The 19,795-nt window shown below is 70.3% G+C and carries 12 protein-coding genes and 1 tRNA gene; 6 read left to right on the forward strand and 7 right to left on the reverse strand.

Annotated features, from left to right (window positions below; all coding sequences use genetic code 11):
• Positions 1–32: 32 nt before the first annotated feature.
• On the reverse strand, positions 33–1,715 hold the full coding sequence (locus IPT68_RS30860; protein WP_189698164.1) for a thiamine pyrophosphate-binding protein: 1,683 nt from the start codon (positions 1,713–1,715) through the stop codon (positions 33–35).
• A gap of 176 nt (positions 1,716–1,891) precedes the next feature.
• Here IPT68_RS30860 and sucC point away from each other — a divergent pair, with 176 nt between their 5' ends.
• The 4 genes from sucC (at position 1,892) to IPT68_RS30880 (ending at position 5,916) form a co-directional block, all read left to right on the forward strand.
• Complete coding sequence (gene sucC, locus IPT68_RS30865; protein ID WP_189698163.1) at positions 1,892–3,022, forward strand: ADP-forming succinate--CoA ligase subunit beta; 1,131 nt, start codon at positions 1,892–1,894, stop codon at positions 3,020–3,022.
• A 10-nt stretch (positions 3,023–3,032) separates the two neighbouring features.
• A complete protein-coding gene (gene sucD / locus IPT68_RS30870) occupies positions 3,033–3,917 on the forward strand; it encodes a succinate--CoA ligase subunit alpha (protein WP_189698162.1) in 885 nt (294 codons plus the stop codon).
• A gap of 163 nt (positions 3,918–4,080) precedes the next feature.
• Complete coding sequence (locus IPT68_RS30875; protein ID WP_189698161.1) at positions 4,081–5,658, forward strand: aldehyde dehydrogenase family protein; 1,578 nt, start codon at positions 4,081–4,083, stop codon at positions 5,656–5,658.
• Positions 5,659–5,831: 173 nt separating this feature from the next.
• Positions 5,832–5,916: transfer RNA gene (locus IPT68_RS30880), tRNA-Leu, on the forward strand.
• A gap of 1,069 nt (positions 5,917–6,985) precedes the next feature.
• On the opposite strand, the gene IPT68_RS30885 is transcribed toward IPT68_RS30880, so the two are convergent.
• The 6 genes from IPT68_RS30885 to IPT68_RS30910 all read right to left on the reverse strand — a co-directional run bounded on the left by IPT68_RS30885 (position 6,986) and on the right by IPT68_RS30910 (position 18,598).
• Positions 6,986–8,935 (reverse strand): GmrSD restriction endonuclease domain-containing protein, encoded by a 1,950-nt coding sequence (locus IPT68_RS30885; protein ID WP_189698160.1) that lies wholly within the window; start codon positions 8,933–8,935, stop codon positions 6,986–6,988.
• A 193-nt stretch (positions 8,936–9,128) separates the two neighbouring features.
• The gene (locus tag IPT68_RS30890; RefSeq protein WP_189698159.1) at positions 9,129–12,656 is read right to left on the reverse strand and encodes a HelD family protein; all 3,528 of its coding nucleotides are present in this window, start codon (positions 12,654–12,656) and stop codon (positions 9,129–9,131) included.
• 542 nt (positions 12,657–13,198) lie between these two features.
• Positions 13,199–13,735, reverse strand: a complete 537-nt coding sequence (locus IPT68_RS30895) for an EcsC family protein (RefSeq protein WP_189698158.1) — start codon at positions 13,733–13,735, stop codon at positions 13,199–13,201.
• A gap of 454 nt (positions 13,736–14,189) precedes the next feature.
• A complete protein-coding gene (locus IPT68_RS30900; protein WP_189698157.1) occupies positions 14,190–16,331 on the reverse strand; it encodes a UvrD-helicase domain-containing protein in 2,142 nt (713 codons plus the stop codon).
• Positions 16,332–16,411: 80 nt separating this feature from the next.
• Complete coding sequence (locus IPT68_RS30905) at positions 16,412–18,004, reverse strand: serine/threonine-protein kinase (protein ID WP_189698156.1); 1,593 nt, start codon at positions 18,002–18,004, stop codon at positions 16,412–16,414.
• 102 nt (positions 18,005–18,106) lie between these two features.
• Complete coding sequence (locus IPT68_RS30910) at positions 18,107–18,598, reverse strand: ATP-binding protein (protein WP_189698155.1); 492 nt, start codon at positions 18,596–18,598, stop codon at positions 18,107–18,109.
• A 119-nt stretch (positions 18,599–18,717) separates the two neighbouring features.
• Between IPT68_RS30910 and IPT68_RS30915 the strand changes: the two genes are divergently transcribed.
• Both IPT68_RS30915 and IPT68_RS30920 read left to right on the forward strand, forming a co-directional pair.
• Entirely contained in the window at positions 18,718–19,581 is an 864-nt protein-coding gene (locus IPT68_RS30915; RefSeq protein WP_189698154.1) for a helix-turn-helix domain-containing protein, read from the forward strand.
• Positions 19,578–19,784 carry a DUF397 domain-containing protein gene (locus tag IPT68_RS30920; protein ID WP_189698153.1) on the forward strand — a complete coding sequence of 69 codons (207 nt, stop codon included), beginning with the start codon at positions 19,578–19,580 and terminating at the stop codon, positions 19,782–19,784. Before IPT68_RS30915 ends, IPT68_RS30920 begins: the two co-directional genes overlap by 4 nt.
• Positions 19,785–19,795: the final 11 nt, after the last annotated feature.

The following is a 19,795-nucleotide window of genomic DNA, read 5'->3' on the forward strand; positions in this document are numbered from 1 at the left end:
CCTTCGAGAGCCTTTGCGGTCACCGGATCACCTCACTTGTACATGGTCTGGTTCATGGTTCCGGGGGCGTACGCGTCCGGGTCGACCCAGACGTTGATCAGCGACGGCTTGCCGGACTCGCGGGCGCGCCTGAGCGCCGGGCCGATGTCGGCGGGGTCCCGGACCTCCTCGCCGTAACCGCCGAGCATCTGCGCGAACTTGTCGTAGTGGACGTCGCCGAGGGTGTTGCCGACCCGCTCGCGCTCCTTGCCGTACTTCGCGGCCTGGCCGTAGCGGATCTGGTTCATGGAGGAGTTGTTGCCGACGATGCCGACGAAGGGGAGGTCGTAGCGGACCAGGGTTTCGAAGTCCCAGCCGGTGAGCGAGAACGCGCCGTCGCCGAAGAGGGCGACGACCTCCTTGTCGGGCCGCGCCTGCTTGGCCGCGAGCACGAACGGCACCCCGACGCCGAGCGTGCCCAGCGGGCCCGGGTCCATCCAGTGACCCGGTGACTTGGGCTGCACGACCTGCCCGGAGAAGGTGACGATGTCGCCGCCGTCGCCGATGTAGATCGAGTCCTCGGTGAGGAAGTCGTTGATCTCGCTGACCAGCCGGTACGGGTGGATCGGCGAGGCGTCCGAGCGCAGCTGCGGCAGCCGCTTGTCCAGCGCGGTCTGCTCGGCGGCGCGCAGCTCGTCGAGCCACTCCTTGCGCTTGGACGCGCCCCCGTTGACGCGCCCGGAGGCCGCCTCGGTCACCGACTTCAGTACCAGTCCCGCGTCGCCGACGATGCCGAGGTCGATGTCGCGGTTCTTGCCGACGGTGCGGTAGTCGAGGTCGATCTGCACGACGGTCGCGCTCTGCGACAGCCGCTTGCCGTAGCCCATGCGGAAGTCGAAGGGCGTGCCGACGATGACGATGACGTCGGCGTTGGAGAAGGCGTAGCGGCGCGACAGCTGGAAGTGGTGCGGGTCGCCGGGCGGCAGGGTGCCGCGGCCGGCGCCGTTCATGTACGCCGGGACGTTCAGCGTGCGCACCAGCTCGATGGCGGCCTCGGTGCCGCGGGTCGTCCACACCTGGCTGCCCAGCAGGATCGCGGGCTTCTCGGCGTGCACCAGCAGGTCGGCGAGCTTCTCGATCGCCTCGGGGTCGCCGGCCGAACGGGTCGAGGCGCGGTAGGCGCCGGGCTTCGGCACGCGTGCCTTGTCCACCGGCACCTTGGCGTCGAGGACGTCGCGCGGGATCTCCAGGAAGGAGGGGCCGGGCGCACCGTGGTAGCACTCGCGGAACGCCATCGACACCATGTCCGCCGCGCGCGCCGTGTCCGGCACGGCCGCCGCGAACTTGGTGATCGGCGTCATCATGTCGACGTGCGGCAGGTCCTGGAGGGACCCCATCTTGTGCTGGGTGAGGGCGCCTTGACCGCCGATCAGCAGCATCGGCGACTCCGCCCGGAAGGCGTTGGCGACTCCGGTGACGGCGTCCGTCGTCCCCGGGCCGGCGGTGACGACCGCGCAGCCCGGCTTGCCGGTGATCCGCGCGTAACCGTCGGCGGCGTGCGCGGCGACCTGCTCGTGACGGACGTCGACGACCTCGATGCCCTCGTCGACGCAGCCGTCGTAGATGTCGATGATGTGGCCGCCGCACAGGGTGTAGATGCGGTCGACCCCCTCGGCCTTCAAGGCCTTGGCGACGAGATGACCGCCGGAAATGACGTCCTGGGTGTCGTCGGGCATGGCGAAGTCCTGTCCCTTCCTAGGGGGTTGGAACGCTCTCGCGGTACATTGCATACAGTCGACGAATACTGTATGAAGCTTGTTATCCCGCATCCGGTGGGTGGTGTCCAGGGGGCGTGCGGCAGTTTTCGGGAGTCTCGGCGTCGCCCCGGATGACTCAGTAGTCAGGAGCCGAGATGGACCTGTACGAACACCAGGCAAGGGAACTCTTCGCAGAACACGGCATCTTGGTGCCGCGGGCCGAGGTCACCGACTCACCCAAGGAGGCGCGTGAGATCGCCCGCCGGCTCGGTGGCCGGGTCGTCGTCAAGGCCCAGGTCAAGACGGGCGGGCGCGGCAAGGCGGGCGGCGTGAAGCTCGCCGCCGACCCGGCCGCGGCGGAACTGACGGCACGCCAGATCCTCGGCATGGACATCAAGGGCCACACGGTCGGCAAGGTGATGCTGGCCCAGCCCGTCGACATCGAGACCGAGTTCTACGTCTCCTACGTCCTCGACCGGGCGGCCGGCCGCTTCCTCGCCATCGCCTCCGCGGAGGGCGGCATGGACATCGAGGAGGTCGCCGCGAGCAGGCCCGAGGCCGTGGCGCGCATCCCCGTCGACCCGGCCGAGGGCGTCACCTCCGCCACGGCCGGCCGGATCGCCGAGGCGGCCGGACTGCCGCCGCAGACCGTCGACGTCCTCGTACGGCTGTGGGAGGTGCTGGTCCGCGAGGACGCCCTGCTCGTCGAGGTCAACCCGCTGGTCCGCACCGCCCAGGGGCAGATCCTCGCGCTCGACGGAAAGGTCACCCTGGACGACAACGCCCGCTTCCGCCAGACCCGTTGGGGCGCCGAGGGCGCGGAGCACGACGACCCGCTGGAGGCGGTGGCCGCCGAGCGGGGCCTCAACTACGTCAAGCTCGACGGCGAGGTCGGCATCATCGGCAACGGCGCCGGACTCGTCATGTCGACGCTCGACGTCGTCGCGGGCTGCGGCGCCCGCCCCGCCAACTTCCTCGACATCGGCGGCGGCGCCTCAGCCCGGATCATGGCCGACGGCCTGTCCGTCATCCTCTCCGACCCGGCCGTGAAGTCGGTCTTCGTCAACGTCTTCGGCGGCATCACGGCATGCGACGCGGTCGCCGACGGGATCGTGCAGGCGCTGGACACCGTCCGGCTGACCAAGCCGCTGGTCGTCCGGCTCGACGGCAACAACGCCGCGCGGGGCCGGGCGATCCTCGACGAGCGCGCGCATCCCCTGGTCCAGCAGGTCACCACCATGGACGGCGCCGCCCGCACCGCCGCCGAGCTCGCCAACGCCGCCTAAGGAGACGGACATGGCCATCTACCTCACCAAGGAGAGCAAGGTCCTCGTCCAGGGCATGACCGGCGCCGAGGGCATGAAGCACACCCGGCGCATGCTCGCCGCCGGCACCGACGTCGTGGGCGGCGTCAACCCGCGCAAGGCGGGCCGCACCGTCGACTTCGACGACCGTGCGGTGCCCGTCTTCGGCTCGGTGCGCGAGGGCATGGAGGCGACCGGGGCGGACGTCACGGTCGTCTTCGTGCCGCCCGCCTTCGCCAAGGCGGCGGTCGTGGAGGCCGCCGACGCCGGCATCGGCCTCGCGGTCGTCATCACCGAGGGCATCCCGGTCCACGACTCGGTCGCCTTCACGGCGTACGCGCGACAGAAGGGCACCCGGATCATCGGCCCCAACTGCCCCGGCCTGATCACCCCCGGCCAGTCCAACGCGGGCATCATCCCGGCCGACATCACCAAGCCCGGCCGGATCGGACTGGTGTCGAAGTCCGGCACGCTGACCTACCAACTCATGTACGAGCTGCGCGACATCGGCTTCACGACCTGCGTCGGCATCGGCGGCGACCCGGTCGTCGGCACCACGCACATCGACTGCCTGGCCGCCTTCCAGGACGACCCCGACACCGAGCTGATCGTGCTGATCGGCGAGATCGGCGGCGACGCGGAGGAACGGGCCGCCGCGTACGTCCGCGAGCACGTCACCAAGCCGGTCGTCGGCTACATCGCCGGCTTCACGGCTCCCGAGGGCAAGACGATGGGACACGCCGGCGCCATCGTCTCCGGCTCGTCCGGCACGGCGCAGGCGAAGAAGGAGGCGCTGGAGTCGGTCGGCGTACGGGTGGGGAGCACGCCGACCGAGACGGCCCGCCTGGTGCTGGCCGCGCTGGAAGCCACGAAGTGACGTCACTCATAGTCGCCGGCCGGTGACTGTCGCGCTTCTTGACTCGTCAGTAGCTTCCTTCTGCGACACCCTCGAAGTACGGCGCCGCGCACGGCAGTGCGAGCCCTGCGCGGCGCAGCCATGCACCTCCCGCCCGACTGTGCACCGAGAGCGGAGCGAAACGATGGCACCCACCCTCACCCCCGGTACCCACGGCACCGGACCGCAGGCCCTCACCCTGAAAGCCGGCACCGCCTGGGCCGACGCCTGGCGACGCTGCCTCGCCGTCGCCCCCGAGGCCTTCCGGGACGACCGCGTACTCAACCTCTGGAACGCCGGCTGGCAGGCGGACGGCCGCGCCCTGCCCGCCACCACGCCCGTCGACGGCACCCCCATCGCGGGCCCGCCCCGCCTGGACCGCGCCACCGCCCACGCGGCCGTGCGCGCCTCGCTCGACCAGCACCGCACCTGGCGGCACGTCCCGCTCGACGAACGCCGCGCCCGCGTCGCCGCCACCCTCGACGCGCTCACCGAGCATCGTGAACTGCTCGCGCTGCTGCTCGTCTGGGAGATCGGCAAGCCCTGGCGGCTGGCGCAGGCGGACGTCGACCGGGCCATCGACGGGGTCCGCTGGTACGTCGACGGCATCGAGCCGATGGTCGCCGGGCGGGCCCCGCTCGACGGGCCGGTGTCCAACATCGCCAGCTGGAACTACCCGATGAGCGTGCTCGTTCACGCCATGCTGGTACAGGCACTGGCGGGCAACGCGGTCATCGCCAAGACCCCGACCGACGGCGGTGTCGCCTGTCTGACCCTGGCCTGTGCGCTCGCCGCCCGCGAGGGACTGCCCGTCACCCTCGTCAGCGGCAGCGGAGGCGAGCTGTCCGAGGTGCTGGTACGGGCGCCCGAGATCGGCTGCGTCTCCTTCGTCGGCGGCCGCGACACCGGCGCCGCGGTGGCCACGGCCGTCGCCGACCTCGGCAAGCGGCACATCCTCGAACAGGAGGGACTCAACACCTGGGGCATCTGGAACTACTCGGACTGGGACACGCTCACCGCGGTCGTGCCCAAGCTCTTCGACTACGGCAAACAGCGCTGCACGGCCTACCCGCGCTTCGTCGTCCAGCGCACGCTGTTCGACGAGTTCCTGGCGGCGTACCTCCCGGCGGTGCGCACGCTCAGGGTCGGACACCCGCTCGCCGTGGACCAGCGCGACGACCCCTACCCGGCGCTGGACTTCGGACCGCTGATCAACGCCGCCAAGGCCAAGGAGCTGAACGACCAGGTCGCCGAGGCCGTCGACCGCGGCGCCGTTCCGCTGCACCGCGGCAAGCTCGGCGACGCGCGCTTCCTGCCCGGCCAGGACACCTCGGCGTACGTCCAGCCGGTCACGCTCCTCAACCCGCCGCCGTCCTCCCCGCTGCACCACGCGGAACCCTTCGGCCCGGTCGACACCATCGTCCTGGTCGACACCGAGGCCGAGCTGCTGGCCGCCATGAACGCGTCCAACGGCGCGCTGGTCGCCACCCTGTCCACGGACGACCGGGCGACGTACGAACGGCTGGCCCCGCAGATCCGCGCCTTCAAGACCGGCCACGGCAAGCCGCGCTCCCGGGGCGACCGCGACGAGCTGTTCGGCGGCTTCGGCGCGTCCTGGCGGGGCGCCTTCGTGGGCGGCGAGCTGCTGGTGCGGGCGGTGACGCAGGGCCCCGCGGGGGAGCGGCTGCCGGGGAACTTCCCGGAGTACCACCTGATGCCGTAGGGCGCCGGTGGCGTCCGCCGGAGGGGTGCCCGTGGTTGTGACATAGCGGGCACCCTCCGTCACCCACCCGGGCCCGACCTGGGACGGAAACGCAGGTGAAGGGCACTCCGAAACCTTGGTATTGTTGTCTCTGTCGCCGCGCGGAACACCTCCTGCAAGGCGGCAGACACCTGGTCCGGGTGGCGGAATGGCAGACGCGCTAGCTTGAGGTGCTAGTGCCCTTTATCGGGCGTGGGGGTTCAAGTCCCCCCTCGGACACTCGTTACAGCGATACGCGGATGAGGGCCTCGACCTTACGGTCGTGGCTCTGCCTGCATGTTTGTAGCTGACCGTAATGCCGAGCTCTTCGTAGAGTGAGCCCTTCTTCTCGGCGTCGACGGTGTGCACGCGTTGTGCGATGTTCCCGAGTTTCTCAGTGATCTCGCGGATCTGGCCGGCTGTGAGCGGAGTTTTCTTCTTTCGGGTGGCGGGTCGAGTTTCTTGCGTGCTGTCTCCTTGTCCGCCTGTGCCTCGTTGATCCATTGGGTGACGACGGTGGGGTCGGCGCCGGCTTCGAGGGCGGCCGGGTAGCGGGCGAGGCGCCGCTCGCACTCCTCGACCGTCTTGCGTGCTTGGGCCTGCCCGGGTGTGTGGGTCCCTGCTGTGATTGCTGTGGCGCCGGCGTGGGGGAGGGCTTCGAGGGTGGCGGTGAGCCGGTCGGGGGCGAAGGCCCGGGTGATGTACCGGTCCAGGACGTGGCAGACCACGCGACGACGCTCTCGCCGCGTGCGATGAGCCACTGGGCGAGATGCCGGCCCAGTCCGTTGGCGTTCTCCACAGCCCACTTGAGCTGCGGCCACCGCTTGGCCCAGGCCGGCAGCCGCCGGTACTCCGTCAGGCTGGCCTCGATCCGCACCGTGCCGACCTGCTGATTCGATTCCGGCTCGACTGCCGTGGCGTGGTGGGTGGACTTGTGGAGATCGACACCAGCAATATCACGGGGCTGTGCTCCTTACGGTCGGACGACAGGGCAGCCACGGTCGACACGCCGACTTCCGGAACCAGATGACCCGGACACGCCTGTGTCGAGTGAGACCGCGGACGGACACCGGACCGGCGACATACCCGGGGAGAGCCGGCCCCGAAGAGCGGCAGACGGTTCACGAGTCACCCGGCACGGCGTCCTACGGCACGCTACGAGCGGCCAACCCGGCCGCGTCCGCTACCCCTGTACAAGTCGGCGGTTCAAGTGTGACAGGGGCGTCCGGTTGGCCGGTGTGTGGCGGCCTGCCCGGATCACGTGGCCACGCCCTGACCCAGCGATCTGTGGTCGTGAGCCCCGCCGTTGTCACGCCGCCTGGTCCTCGTGAAGATTGCCGACGTAGCGCCGCAAGGCGTCCACGCTGTGGAAGACGCGGTAGTCACTCGCCTCGAGGGCGGCCTGCTCGTCCGGGGTGGTTTCCGGGACGAGGACCACGGGGCCGCCCACCTCCTCCTGCAGGCCCTGGGGCCAGAACGCGGTGGCCACGAGGACGGGGCTGCCGGGGACCAGGTCGGTCACCTCGCTGTCCAGCTCGGGCTCGGCGAAGCCCTGCCGCCGCAGGTCCTCCAGCAGCTGGGCCAGGCCGGGCATGTCCTCGTCCGTGTTAGCGGCGGGTACCGGAGCGGCGGCCGACCTGAGGACCGTAGTGTGGCCGGATGCGGCCAAGCCGACGGGAGACGGTCCCTCGAGCAGTTTGGTGAGGAATCTGTTCGAAGCCTCGGCGAGGAGTTCGCGTCGGGCGGCGAGGAACGAGCGGTAGGCATCGATGCGCCACAGCTCCGGGTCGGTCGGGATCCACTGCGATTCGAGGGCACCCGGAACCTTCTGGGCGATCTCCGGCAGGTAGTCCTCCGGCCGTTTGGCACTGATCTGCAGGTTCGTGTCCTGAGTGAGGAAGCAGAAGTTGGCGACCGCGTTGACTTCGGCCCTGTCGTAGCCGTGCTTGTAGAGCAGGGTCTTGGGGAAGATGTGGTGGACCTGGAGGGAGCTGAGCTTTCCGAGCATGCCGTCCTTCAGCGGGACCCCGCTGCCCAGGTCCTGTGCCCCGTGGACCCGGGTTAGCATGTAGAGCAGCGGGTAGAAACGGGATCCCATGCTGGACCCCTGGAAATCGTCGGACCGGACCTCCAGCCGGCCGCCGCGGGCCTGCCGCAGAGTCTCGATCAGCCGGTCGACCCCGCCGGCGTCGACCGCCTCGAGGTCCTGGTTGAGGGCGGTCTCCGTGGCGCCGGTGTGCCGACCCCAGAGGAAGCTGTGGATGAACCAGTAGAAGAGCCGGTCGCGGGTCATGGCGTCGGGGAACTTGCCGGAGTGGTGGTGCAGCAGACGGCTCATGACGGGAAAGGCGGCCCGGCCGTTCAGTACCCGCCCGTGGTCGAGGCCCAGGCGGCCGCCGAGGGCGTTGAGCAGGTAGCTGATGGACTCGATGGTCTGTTTCAGGCCGGTCCGGAACTCCGGCATCTCGACGTCGCCCAGTTTGGAGAACTGGGCCTCACCGGTCAGGACGGCGTTGACGTTGCGGAGCAGCCAGTCCAGCTTGAAGGCGAAACCGGCGTCCGACCAGTTCTTCAGAGCGGTGTTCATGGTCGGGCGGGCGTCGGGCCAGGACGCGCAGATCGCTGCCAGCGCGAGATCGCCCTTGGACAGCTTGGTACCGCCGGAGTTGACGCGGTTGAAGATCTCCACGACGACGTCGATGGTCATGTCCTTACCCGTGACCTCCTCGATGTGGATGTTGCGGTCCTTGATCTGGGTGATCCGGTTCAGGCGCTCGATGTAGGCCGCCACCAGGGACCCGTCACTTCCGGCCAGCGCGGTGATGGAGGGCAGCAGCGTGCCAAGACCGCCCTGGAAAAGGGCGGTGACGTCGACCCAGAGAGGGTTGTCCTTCATCTTGGCCGGTGCGTAGAACTCGAAGGTCTCGGTCTCCAGATGGAAGTGCAGCCCGGTCAGTGCCGCCTGGTTGCCCTCGAAAAAGCGAGGTGAGTGTCCCTTGGTGACGCCGTAGAGGGTGGTCACCCGCTGCTGACCGTCGAGCAGCAGTTGTACGGTGCCGTCCTTCTCCGGGCCGCCTCCGCGGGTGCTTGTGCTGTCGGCCTTGGCGCTCCAGGTGAGGAACCCCCCGATCGGATAGCCGCGGTACAGCGACTGGAAGAACGCACGAACCTGGTCACGGGTCCAGACGTAGCCGCGCTGGAACTCCGGAAGGGCGATGTCCCCGGAATCGATCTTGTGCAGGATCTGCGAAATCTGCATGCCGTGCCTTTTCGGTCGGCCCGCCGGTACTCCGTACGGGGTTGTCTTTCCTGAGTAACGGTGCCGAAGCGCCCGAAGGTTGGTGCCGGCGACGGGTGACGGCTGTTCGTACGCCACGGCCTGACTCACCGGCGCCACTTCATGCGCCGATGCTCCCCGGCATGTCGGCGCTGTCGGAAGGGGACGGAGCGGATCACCCTCCGAGCGCCGTGCCGACGACCTCGCCGCCCCAGCCGTCCGGGGTGCGCCACAGGACGTGCACGGTGAAGATGTCGCGGACGGCTTCGGCGGCCCAGTCCTCGGCCGGGGGTTCGCACAGGACGAGGTAGAGGCCGGTGGCCTGGGCGTGCAGGGTGTGCTTGATCTCGAGGAGACGCGTCGCCCCCTCACGGAGGTCCTGGTAGGTCGAACGGCCGGCGCCGAGCACCTCGTACAGGTGCAGACCCTGGTCGGTGTCGCAACTGACGTCGACGATCGGGGAGTCCACCGGCTCGAGGTCCGCCCACAACAGGGCCGCCTTCAGGGCGTGGCGGACCGCCTGGTGCTTCTTGCAGGTGCGGTCGGCCGTGGCCCAGGCCTCGAGCGCCTGAAGCAGGGCGGACTGCTCCACGGTCTCGGAGGCGGTGACGGGCGCGGCGGGCGCTGTTTCGGAGGCGGGCACGGGTTCGGTTTCCTTCTGTTCAGGCTGCCGCTCGGGAGTGGGAGCGGCGCTGGGTGCCTTTTCCGGGGCGGTGGGTGTGGCGTCGTCCATGCGGGCGCGAAGGGTGTCGCGAGCCTCTAGGAGGGCGTCGGCCCAGCCGGACCCAGTGAGCCGGTCCCGGAGGGCGGCGATGTCCAGAGTGCCGTCCTTGAGCGCTCGGTGGGTGCCCGCGGCGAGATCGCGCAGCAGACTCAACCGCTGCCTGTCGGGCGATCCGAGGACGCGTCGTACGTCCACCCAGTCCGCCTGGTCGCGGCGGAGGATGCGGTTGGCCATGCCCTTCAGCTCGGACAGGCGGGCGCGGGCGTCCTGCGGCTCGCCGCCTGTGACCGACACCAGTTCGTCGAGTACGCCCAGGGCCGCGATGTAGCGGGGCGCCATGGTGGGCGAGATCGGCATACGGCCACGCTGGTCAGTGGTGAGCACGGTCTGGTTGGTCTCGTTGGCGAACACCCAGCAGTCCAGCTCGTCGCCGGTGCGGGGAGGGGTGGAACCGTGCCGGACCGTGAGCATCATCGGGCGGTCGAGGGCCGGGGCCAGGGCGGTGACCTTGTAGCGGCCGCCGGGGCCGGGGCCGACGACCTTCACCCGGACGTCCGTGCCGATCTCCGGGACGGCGGCCTCGTGGTCCGGCCGGACCTCGGCGGGAGAGGAGCTGGGGATTCCGGCGAGGGCAGGGGAGGGGACGGTGTTCGCGAGGGCCTCCGGGAGCGGTGCGGTGTGCAGCACGGTCAGGGTCTGCGTGCTGCGGGTGAGAGCGATGTAGAGCTGGCGCAGGCCGGCCGGACCGCGGGCGGCGATGGTGGCGGGTTCCAGGACCAGGACGTGGTCGTACTCCATGCCCTTGGCCTGTGCGGCGGCCAGCACCGAGACCGCTTCGCGACGGGGGCCGGTGAGGTCGTCGTTCCGGTCCAGGAGGCGGGTGATCTCGTCCAGCCACATGGAGTCGTCGGGGACGATGACGGCGATGGAGCGCAGGTTGTTCCCGTCGTCGCTGGAACCGACGAGGCGCGTCACGTGGGTGATGGTGTCCTCGAGGAGCTTCCACGGCTCGGTCTCCACGGTCCGTACCGCGTCCTCGCCCACCTCGCGCACCGCCCGCGGGTAGGGCAGACCGGGGGCGACCGCGCGGGCGAGCGGGGCGACGAACTCCATGATCTCCGCGGGTACGCGGTAACTGGTGGTGAGCTCGGCGACGCGCCAGTCGCCCTGGTCGGACAGGAGCGTGCCGAGGCGCTCCCAGTTCGTGTGGGTGTGCGGACCGGTGGCTTGGGCGAGGTCGCCGAGGACGGTCATCGAGCCTCCGGCCGCGCAGCGGCGGCGCAGGGCGCGTGCCTGCAGGGGAGTGAGGTCCTGGGCCTCGTCGACGACGATGTGCCCGTAGCGGGGCGGGACTTCGCCGCTGATGAGGAATTCCAGTTCCTCGAGGCAGACGTGGTCGTCGAGGGTCCAGGGCTCGGCATCGGCGGTGGCGGCGCGGGGCCGGTGCAGTACCGCCTGTTCGTCCTCGTCGAGGATGCCGTCGGCGCAGGACCGGAGCAGGTCGGGGGAGTCGTACAGGCTGCGCAGGGCCTCCCTGGCGCTCGGGGACGGCCAGATCCTTTCGACGAGCCGTTCCACCCGGCGGTTGCGCTCGAACTCCCTGCGGATGGTGGGCGACTGGCCGCGGCGCGGAGCGATGTCCGTGAGCTCGCGCAGGAGGAGGTCGACGAGCAGGGTGCGGAAGCGGTCCCGGCGCTGCCGGTACGGGCCGCCGCCGTCCTGGGCGGCGGTGAGCAGGTCGAGGACCTGGGAGCGCGGGACGCGCAAGGTCGTGCCGGCGGCGGTGACCATGAGGGCGGGCTCGTCACCCTCGAAGGCGGGGGCAGCGGTTAGGTCGTCGAGGGCCTCGGGGCGGAACTCGCTCTCGACGCGGTTGCGCAGCACGGCCGCCATCCGCTCGTCCGACTTCACCCGGCGCGCCTGCACGGTGTCGGTGCCAGGCGTGTCGGCGTCCCAGAGACGGGACAGCTGGACGGCGTTGACGTCCCTGGTGCCGAGGGTGGGCAGCACCTGGCCGACATACTCCAGGAACCGCTGGTGAGGGCCGATGACGAGGATGTCCTGAGCCTTGAAGTGCTCGTTGTTGACCAGCCAGGTGACCCGGTGCAGACCGACCGCGGACTTGCCGGTTCCCGGGCCACCCTGTACGACGAGAATGTCGGTCGGGGAACCCGTCACCAGGTCCATCTGGTCGCGGCGGATCGTCTCGACGATGTCCCGCATCCGGCCGCTGCGCGAACGCTGCAGCTCACGCAGCAGCAACTCGTCCGGCTGAAGCGGCTTGCGCCGCCGGACACGCGCCACGTCACCCGGCGTGGGGGCCGGCGGGCGCCGCCCGGGCCGCGAGCCACCGGGCTCTGCGACCTCTTCCGGGACCAATTCCGGGACCGATTCGGGGGCCGGTGCCGACGGATCGGCCACGTTCGAGTCCTGCGGCTTTTCCACCTCGCCCCGGTCGTCGGCCGCCGGCCGCGGCTTCGGGATCCGCGTCAGGGCGGGGACGGGATCTCCGGAGACGGAGGGGCGGTCGAGGGCGGGCCGGGAGACGGCGATCTCGTCGACGTAGCCCTCGACGACACGCCGCGCGCACTGCAGCCGTCGGCGCAGAACCACATCCCCCGGCTTCTCGGGCAGCACCCTGGTCCATCTGTCGGCCAGCGGGCTGGTCCACAGCAGCACCACCGGGTCCCGCTCCGAGTCCAGCACACTGCGGCGGCCGATGTACCAGGGGCGGGGCTCCTGTCCCGGCTCCTCCGGAGCGTCGACACGCGCGAAGACCAGCGCCTCGTTGCCGAGTCCCCCATACTCCTCGGCCCGCGCCTCCGCCGCCTTGCGGACGGCGATGCTGTCCTTGCCGCTCGCCGAGGCCATGGCGGCGGAGCTCCCGCTCATGTCGGCCAGCCGCGCCTCGTAGCAGTCGTACGCGTGGTCCACGGCCCTCTGCTCGAGGGCGATGACTTCCTCACGTGTGGTGCTCATGTACGTCCTTCCCCACGGTGCTCCCCGGCACCGCTACGGGCGATACGCCCGTACCCAGTGGAAACATTCATCAGAAACGCTTCGCTGACAAGGCATCAGCCCCGTCCAATCCCTCAGCTCGCGAAGCGGCAGGGATGGTCCGTCGGGTATGAGGACAGAAGCCGGGACATTATCGGCTCCTTCGGCACCCGATCCCTGTCGCGGCCGGAGCAGCCGACCGACTCGGCCGGCACGACACCGAGAGCGTGCTCATCCGCCACGGACGCAACCTGAGACCCGCGCCAGGGGCGGGGGCTTGAGAATCCGGTCCCAGTGCGGGAAGCCCGCGGGCAACTTCCGCCACGGGAGACCGGAGGCGGCGACGAAGGGGACCCAGTCGGTGAAGGCGGACGCGGCCGTGGCGCGGTCACGTGTAATTGCGGCGGGGCGTGGCGTGACAAGGTCAGGCGGCGACGAGCACGGGAAGTGCCGGAAGTCCGCGCGCTGTTCCTCCATGCGCGGCGACGAACGGCGAGCGCTCGTCCACCTGGTTCGCTTCTTCGTTACTCCGGCTCGTCGCCTCCCTGCAAAGCGCCGTCACGCAAGGCCCTGTCCGCCGCCCGTCCGATGAGAGCGGTCGCTCCCGCGTCCACCGCTCCTCCGACCACGCCTCCCAGGATCGGGATCGCCTTGGCGAGCGTGATCGCGGCACGCTTCGTTCCGAACTTCGCGACGAGGTGGAAGCCGACCAGCTTGTTGATCTTGTGGATGATCGCCATCGGCAGCTTCTTGATCATTTGCTCACCGATCTTCTGGCCGACCTTCACCCCAAGGGCAGCCACCGCGCTCTGTGCGCTCATCCCGATTCCGAGCATCATCACGACGCTCCGCACGTAAGGGTCGCGGACGTCCCACCCCCGGAGGTGCGCGATGGCACCGGCCATCCGCAGGTTGATGGCGAGGGACGCGGCCACGTTCGCCGGGATGGTCACGCCGGCGGTGACCAGACCCCCAAGCCCGGTGATGAAGCCCTGAGTGCCGGCCGCGGCGACGGATTCCTTGATGAGGCGGGCCACGACTGCGTCGATGTCGTCCTTCATGTCCTGCGGGGAGCGGCGCTCTTCGTCCTCAGGCGCCCTGTAGTCAGCGCCCTGTCGGCGCGCGAGGCGGTCCTCGGCCCAGGTCGCCGACCCGGTGACCGGCCCTACGCCGTGGACTATGACCTTCTCTGCGAGACCGGCGATCCACTGCCCGGTCTTCTCGACCGCGCCCTCGTCAGGAGTCTTTTCGTCAGTCATTACGCGTCCCCTTTCGTGAGCACCCCGCCCAAGGGGCACCCCGCACCGTTGCGGGCAGGAGAAGGGACCCGGTGCAGGCCTCTCGGGCCTGGCTGCGGACGGCCGAAGCCACCCCCCTTCGCTACCGCCCGTCCACCCCTCGCGTCGCGACGTTCGCCGTCGCGCCGCCCTCAGCGAGCTGAAGCGGTCACACTTTCCCATGAGAGTGAAAGCGTCGTCAAACTGCTGTACAGAACTGGCGGAAGCTCGCCGACGGCTACCCTGCCCCGCAGCCGGCCTCCACCAGGAACGGGCTCGGCTGCCCGGTCCACGAGACGTACAGGCCGTCCCGGGCCCGGGTGCAGGCGACGAACAGCAGGCAGCGTTCCGCGGCGAGGTCGGCCTCGTGCTGGAGCCGGTCGGCCTCCTCCGGGGTGATGGCCGAAGGGTTCGGCAGGGCACGGTCGTTGACGCCGACGACGGCGGTGTAGCGGTACTCGAGCCCCTTGAAGGTGTGCATGGTGCCCACGTTGACCGCGTCGTCGGTGCGGGCGACTCCCGCGCGGACCCGGCTGGCGGGGACCCCGGCCGCGATCAGACGCTCCTTGGCCTTCTCGCAGGTCTTGTTGAACCGCGCGCAGATCCCGATCTCCCCGTACGCGGCACCGCCGCCCACCCACTCACGCACCTGCTCGACCAAGGCCTCGAGTTCGTCCTCCTCCGTCTCCGCCGCGTGGACGCGCGGCCCGGAACCGTGCAGGGCCGAGCTGTACCCGATCAGGGTGTCGTGCCGTCCGCTGTCGGCCAGTTCGGCGAAGGGGCGGCCGAGCAGGAGTCCCGTCGCCCAGCTGAGGATCTCCTGGGTGGAGCGGTAGTTCTTGCGCAGCTTGGTCGAACGGCCGGCGACGCTGATACCGAGGGACTTCAGCGACACCCGGTTGTCGTAGATCCGCTGGTGCGGGTCGCCCGCGACGAACAGGTCGTCGGGGCGCCGCGGGGCGGCCGCGCGGAGCATCCGCCACTGGGCCGGGTGGAGGTCCTGGGCCTCGTCGATGACGACGTGCCGGTAGCACGGCCCCTGCTCGGTCAGCAGGTCGGTGGCCTCCACGCAGGTGCCGAGGTAGGTGCGCAGCCCGTCCTCGGTCAGACGCCGGACGAACTCCTCCACGGTCCGCCACACCAGCGGCCGGGCAGAGACCGGCAGCGCGCTGCCGCGGCCCCGCCGTTCGCAGCGCTCGTACTCCTCCCGACTGCGGATGTCCTGGGCGAGGAGGACGTGCTTGTGCTCCTGGGCGAGGAACTGCGGGGTGCCGGTGAAGCCGGTGGCTTCCGCGGCTTGTTCCCACCGGGCGGTCTCCTCGTACCCGGTGAGCGGCCGACGGGACGTGTTGACCACGCGTCCGGCGAAGGCGTCGACGGTCATGACGTCGACCCGGTCGCGCAGGTCCCGATCGTCGACAAGCAGGGAGAGCCCTTCGTTGAGGGAGTCCACGAGGGCGTTGGTGAAGGTGGTGAGCAGGATCCGGTCCCCGTCGCGCAGGTGCCGCAGCAGGTGCCGCACCCGGTGGAGGGCGACGACGGACTTCCCGGTACCGGGCCCGCCGGTCACCTGCGCGGGGCCGGAGTACGACGGACGATAGGCGACCTTGTGCTGGGCGGGGTGCAGGAAGATCCGCCAGGCGGCGAACGGCTTGTCGAGGATGTCGCGCAGTTCGTCGGCGTCCGCGACGACGGCGATCCGGGTGCGGGTGTGCGCGATGGCGGTCGCGTAGTCGGAGGTGTCGACGGGCTCCTGCGAGGCCGCGTCGGCCAACGCCGGCACGACGACCTCCTGCCACGTCTGCTCGACACCCGCGCCGAGGGCCAGGTGTTCCAGCACCTTGTACTGGTCCGGCGGGAAGAACCGCCCGAAGACGTCGAGCTGTTCCAGGCTGGTCAGCACGCGTGCCTGCGCGAGGGTGGTGGCGTCGATGCCGAGCGCGGCCATCTCCCCGTCGGAGACCTTCGCGAAGAGCCGCCGCTCCTCGGCGGGCGCGATGCGCTCGTAGGTGGGGGTCAGCTCCTCCAGGGTGGCGATCTCGCGGAGCTCCACGGCACCGGTGACGGCGTTGATGGTCGCCTTCTGCTTCACCGCCCACTCGGTGGCCTCGTCGTGCGGGCCGACCCGGAGCAGCACGAAGGTGTCCCCCGTCTCGGGCGCGAGGACCACGCCGCGGTACCCCTGGGTGATCCGGATGGTCCGGATCTGCCGGTCCTTGGCGCCCTTCAAGGATTCCAGCTTCAGGCCCGGGTCCTTGAAGAGCTGGTCGAGGGTGAGCCGCTCGAACTTCTCCCAGGCGTCGAACACGCCGTTCCTGACGTGCTTCTCGAGCTTCTCCAGCTGCTGACAGAAGGCTATGTCGAAGGCGAGGTGCGGCATGACGGGATTTTAGGCCGCCACGGTGTGGCCGCAGGCCGTTCGGGCTTTCGTTCACCGGCTTTCCGGTCGGACTCCGCCGGTCACTCGCCGTCGAGTTCCCGTCGGAGCATGGCCAGGACCTCCGCGGCTTCGACGGCCACGTCGTGGCTCGGGCCGTGGACGAGCACGACGTCCTCGTACAGGGCCTCCAGACAGGCCCGGGCCTCCTCCGGGCTGCCCTGGCTGAGCAGCAGCATGCCGATGTCACGGCGCAGCTCCACGGCCGCGTCGCTGACGTCGCTCTCGACGGCCCGTTCCACCTCGAGGACGCCCTGCAGCTCCGCCAGCGCCTCGGTCACCTGGCCGAGTTCGCCGCGGCAGCGGGCGGCCTGGGCGCGACAGTCGCGGGCGGCCTCGTCGGTCGGCCCGTTGATGCGGCCGTACGCCTCGGCCAGCGCCTCGAACTCGGGCAGGGCCGCCCGGTGGTCACCCGCCAGCTGCCGGCTGACCGCCCGGCGGCGCCGCAGCCGGAGGACGGCCTTGTTCTCGGCGCCCAGGGCCCGCGCCAGCGGCTCGATCATCTCGCCCGCGACCTCGGCGGCCTGCGTGTAGCGCTCCTCCTCCATGAGGGCGATGTAGTGCTCGTCGACCTCCCGCAGCTGGGCCCGCAGCAGCTCCCGCTCGGGCGGCGAGACCACGTACTCGGCGACCTGGCCGGGCGCCGCCGTGTCCGGGGCGACCCGGGGGCGGCTCTCGACCCGGGCGCGGGGCGCGTAGGGGCGGCGGTAGAGCCCGGTCGGGTCCGGCGCCCCGGGCGGCCCGGCCTCCCCGAGGGCGGAGGACTCTCCGGGGGCCGGCAGGAATGGCATCAGCCGCTCGTACACCTCCTGCACGTCCACCGGCCGACTCTCCGGTGTCTTGCGGAGCAGGTGCAGGACCAGCGCCTCCAGCTCCTCCGGCACGTCGGCGCGCAGACGCCGCAGCGGGGTGGGCGCGGCCCGGACGTGCCGGTCCATCAGCTCGAAGTCGCTGCGCGCGCTGAACAGCGGTTTGCCGCAGAGGAGCTCGTGGAGCACGCAACCGAGGGCGTAGAGGTCGGTGCGCGGGGTGACCCGGGTGCCGCGCACCTGCTCGGGCGACATGTACTGGTGCGTGCCGATGGGCCGACCGGATGCCGTCAGCCTGGTGACGTCGGTCTGCAGGATCGCCGCGACGCCGAAGTCGAGGACCTTCACCGTGCCGTCCCGCGCGACCAGGATGTTGGACGGCTTGAGGTCGCGGTGCACCACGGGCACGTCGTGCGCGTACGACAGCACGGTGGCGACCTGTGCGGCGACCGCCACCGCCCAGCTGACCGGCAGGGGCCGCTCCTCGTGCACGTACCGGGTGAGGGGGACGCCCTCCACCAGCTCCATGACGAGGAACAGGTGCTCGTAGGTGCTGTCGAGGACGGCGTCGTACACCTGCGGCACGCCCGGGTGCTGGATGCGGGCGGTGATCCGTGCCTCGCGGCGGAAGCACCGCTCCAGCTCCTCGGCCAGTTGGGGCGTGGCGGCGACGGCCTGCGGCCGGATCCGCTTCACGGCGACGGGCCGGTCAAGGACCGCGTCGTAGCCCCGCCACACGTCGCCCATACCGCCGTTGCCGAGCTGCTCCAGCAGCTCGTAGCGGCCCGCGATCGGTCTGTCCGGCACCTGTCCCCGCCCCGCGTCCTGCGCTCGCGCTCGCTCGTCCCCCGAGCCCCGTTGGTTCGCGGCCAGTTTCCCCGGAAAGGGATCAGTGCGTCCAGCCTGGTCCTACGAGGGAGCGGCGGACGAGGCGTATCGCGCCACCGTGTACTCGGCCCAGACCGTCTTGCCGGGGCCGTCCGGACGCGATTCGCAACCCCAGCGATCCGCGAGGGCTTCGACCAGGAGCAGACCGCGTCCGCCGGTATGGGCGTGCCCGGTGGCGGGTTCGGCAGCGGGCGCGGGGAGTCTGTCGCCTCGCGTGTCGGTGACCTCCACGCGGACGGTGAGGGATGCGGCGGCAGGCGCGGAGAGGGCGAGGAGGTGGACGCGGAAGTCGCGGCCGGCCACGTGGCCGTGGGTGACGGCGTTGGTGGCGAGCTCGGAGACGAGCAGGCTCAGCACGTCGTGGTCGTCACTGCCGTAGGGCACGCCCCAGGAGTCGAGCCGTTCGGAGCAGAGCCGACGGGCCAGCCGCGCGCCGCGTGGGGTGGAGCTGAAGCGGAGGGTGAAGCAGGCGTGGGCGGGGGTCGCCGGTGCGGGTTGTTCTGTGTGATTCACGTACGCAGCGTCCCGGGCCGTGGCATAGCGTGACCAGCGGTGACGCGCGGACGCGGTGGGGAGTACCTGAGGGCGCTCCCCGTGTACTTGGCGGTACGGCTACGTGCGCGACGGCGAAAGTGGGGTGTGTGGCGTTGGGTGAGGGCGACGGTGAGGTGCCGGGGCAGAGGCGCATCGAGGACGAGGCTGGCCGTGGGCTGATCGGAGCGTTCGGGCGGCAGCTAAAACTGATGCGGACCCGGGCAGGGCTCGACCGGGCGGAGTTCGGCAAACGGGTCGGGTACTCGCCGGACACCATCGCCTCGTACGAGCAGGGGCGTCGGGTACCGCAGCCGCGGTTCATTGAGCAGGCGGACGAAGTGCTGGGCACGGGCGGGGTGTTGATGGCGCTGAAGGAGGAAGTCGGCCGGGCGCGGTATCCCGTCTTCTTCCAGGATGCCGCCCGGCTCGAGGCAAAGTCGTCCGCGCTGAACGTGTACGCCGTCTACGCCGTACCTGGCTTGCTGCAGACCGAGTCCTACGCCCGGGCTGTTTTCCACATGGAACGCCCTCTGCTCAGTGACGAGGTGATCGAGGAAGGGCTTGAAGCGCGCCTGCAACGACAAGAGATCTTCAGTCGTCGGCCGGCTCCCTTGATGAGCTTCGTCATCGAGGAGGCGGTCCTCAGGAGGCCACTGGGCGGGGCGCAAGTTCTACGGGAGGCGCTGGAGCACATCCTGTTTCTCGGTCAGTCCCGGAACGTGGAGATCCAGGTCATGCCGACCGGGCGTGCCGACCATGGTGCGCTCGGAGGCCCCTTCACCTTGATCGACACTGATGACGATCAGCGGATCGCGTACGCCGAAGTGCAGGACCACAGCCGTCTTCATACGGACGCCAAGTATGTACGCACGCTTGAAGCGCGTTATGGCATCCTCCGGTCACAGGCGCTGACCCCGAGCGAGTCGGCAGCGTTCATTGTGCAACTGATGGGAGAGACATGAGCGCCCAGCGGACCGAGCCGTCTGTAGGCGATGTCGCATGGTTCAAGAGCAGCTACAGCACGGGCAACGGCGGTGAATGCGTCGAGGTCGCTGCCGCTCCCAACGCTGTGTTGGTCCGAGACTCGAAACACTCCGCAGGGCCCGTTCTGACGCTCGGGCCTAAGGCCTGGGCCGAGTTCGTGAGGCGGGCCGCGCGCGGCTGAGGCAGGTAGGC

The organism is Streptomyces chromofuscus, assembly GCF_015160875.1.
Taxonomy (GTDB): domain Bacteria; phylum Actinomycetota; class Actinomycetes; order Streptomycetales; family Streptomycetaceae; genus Streptomyces; species Streptomyces chromofuscus.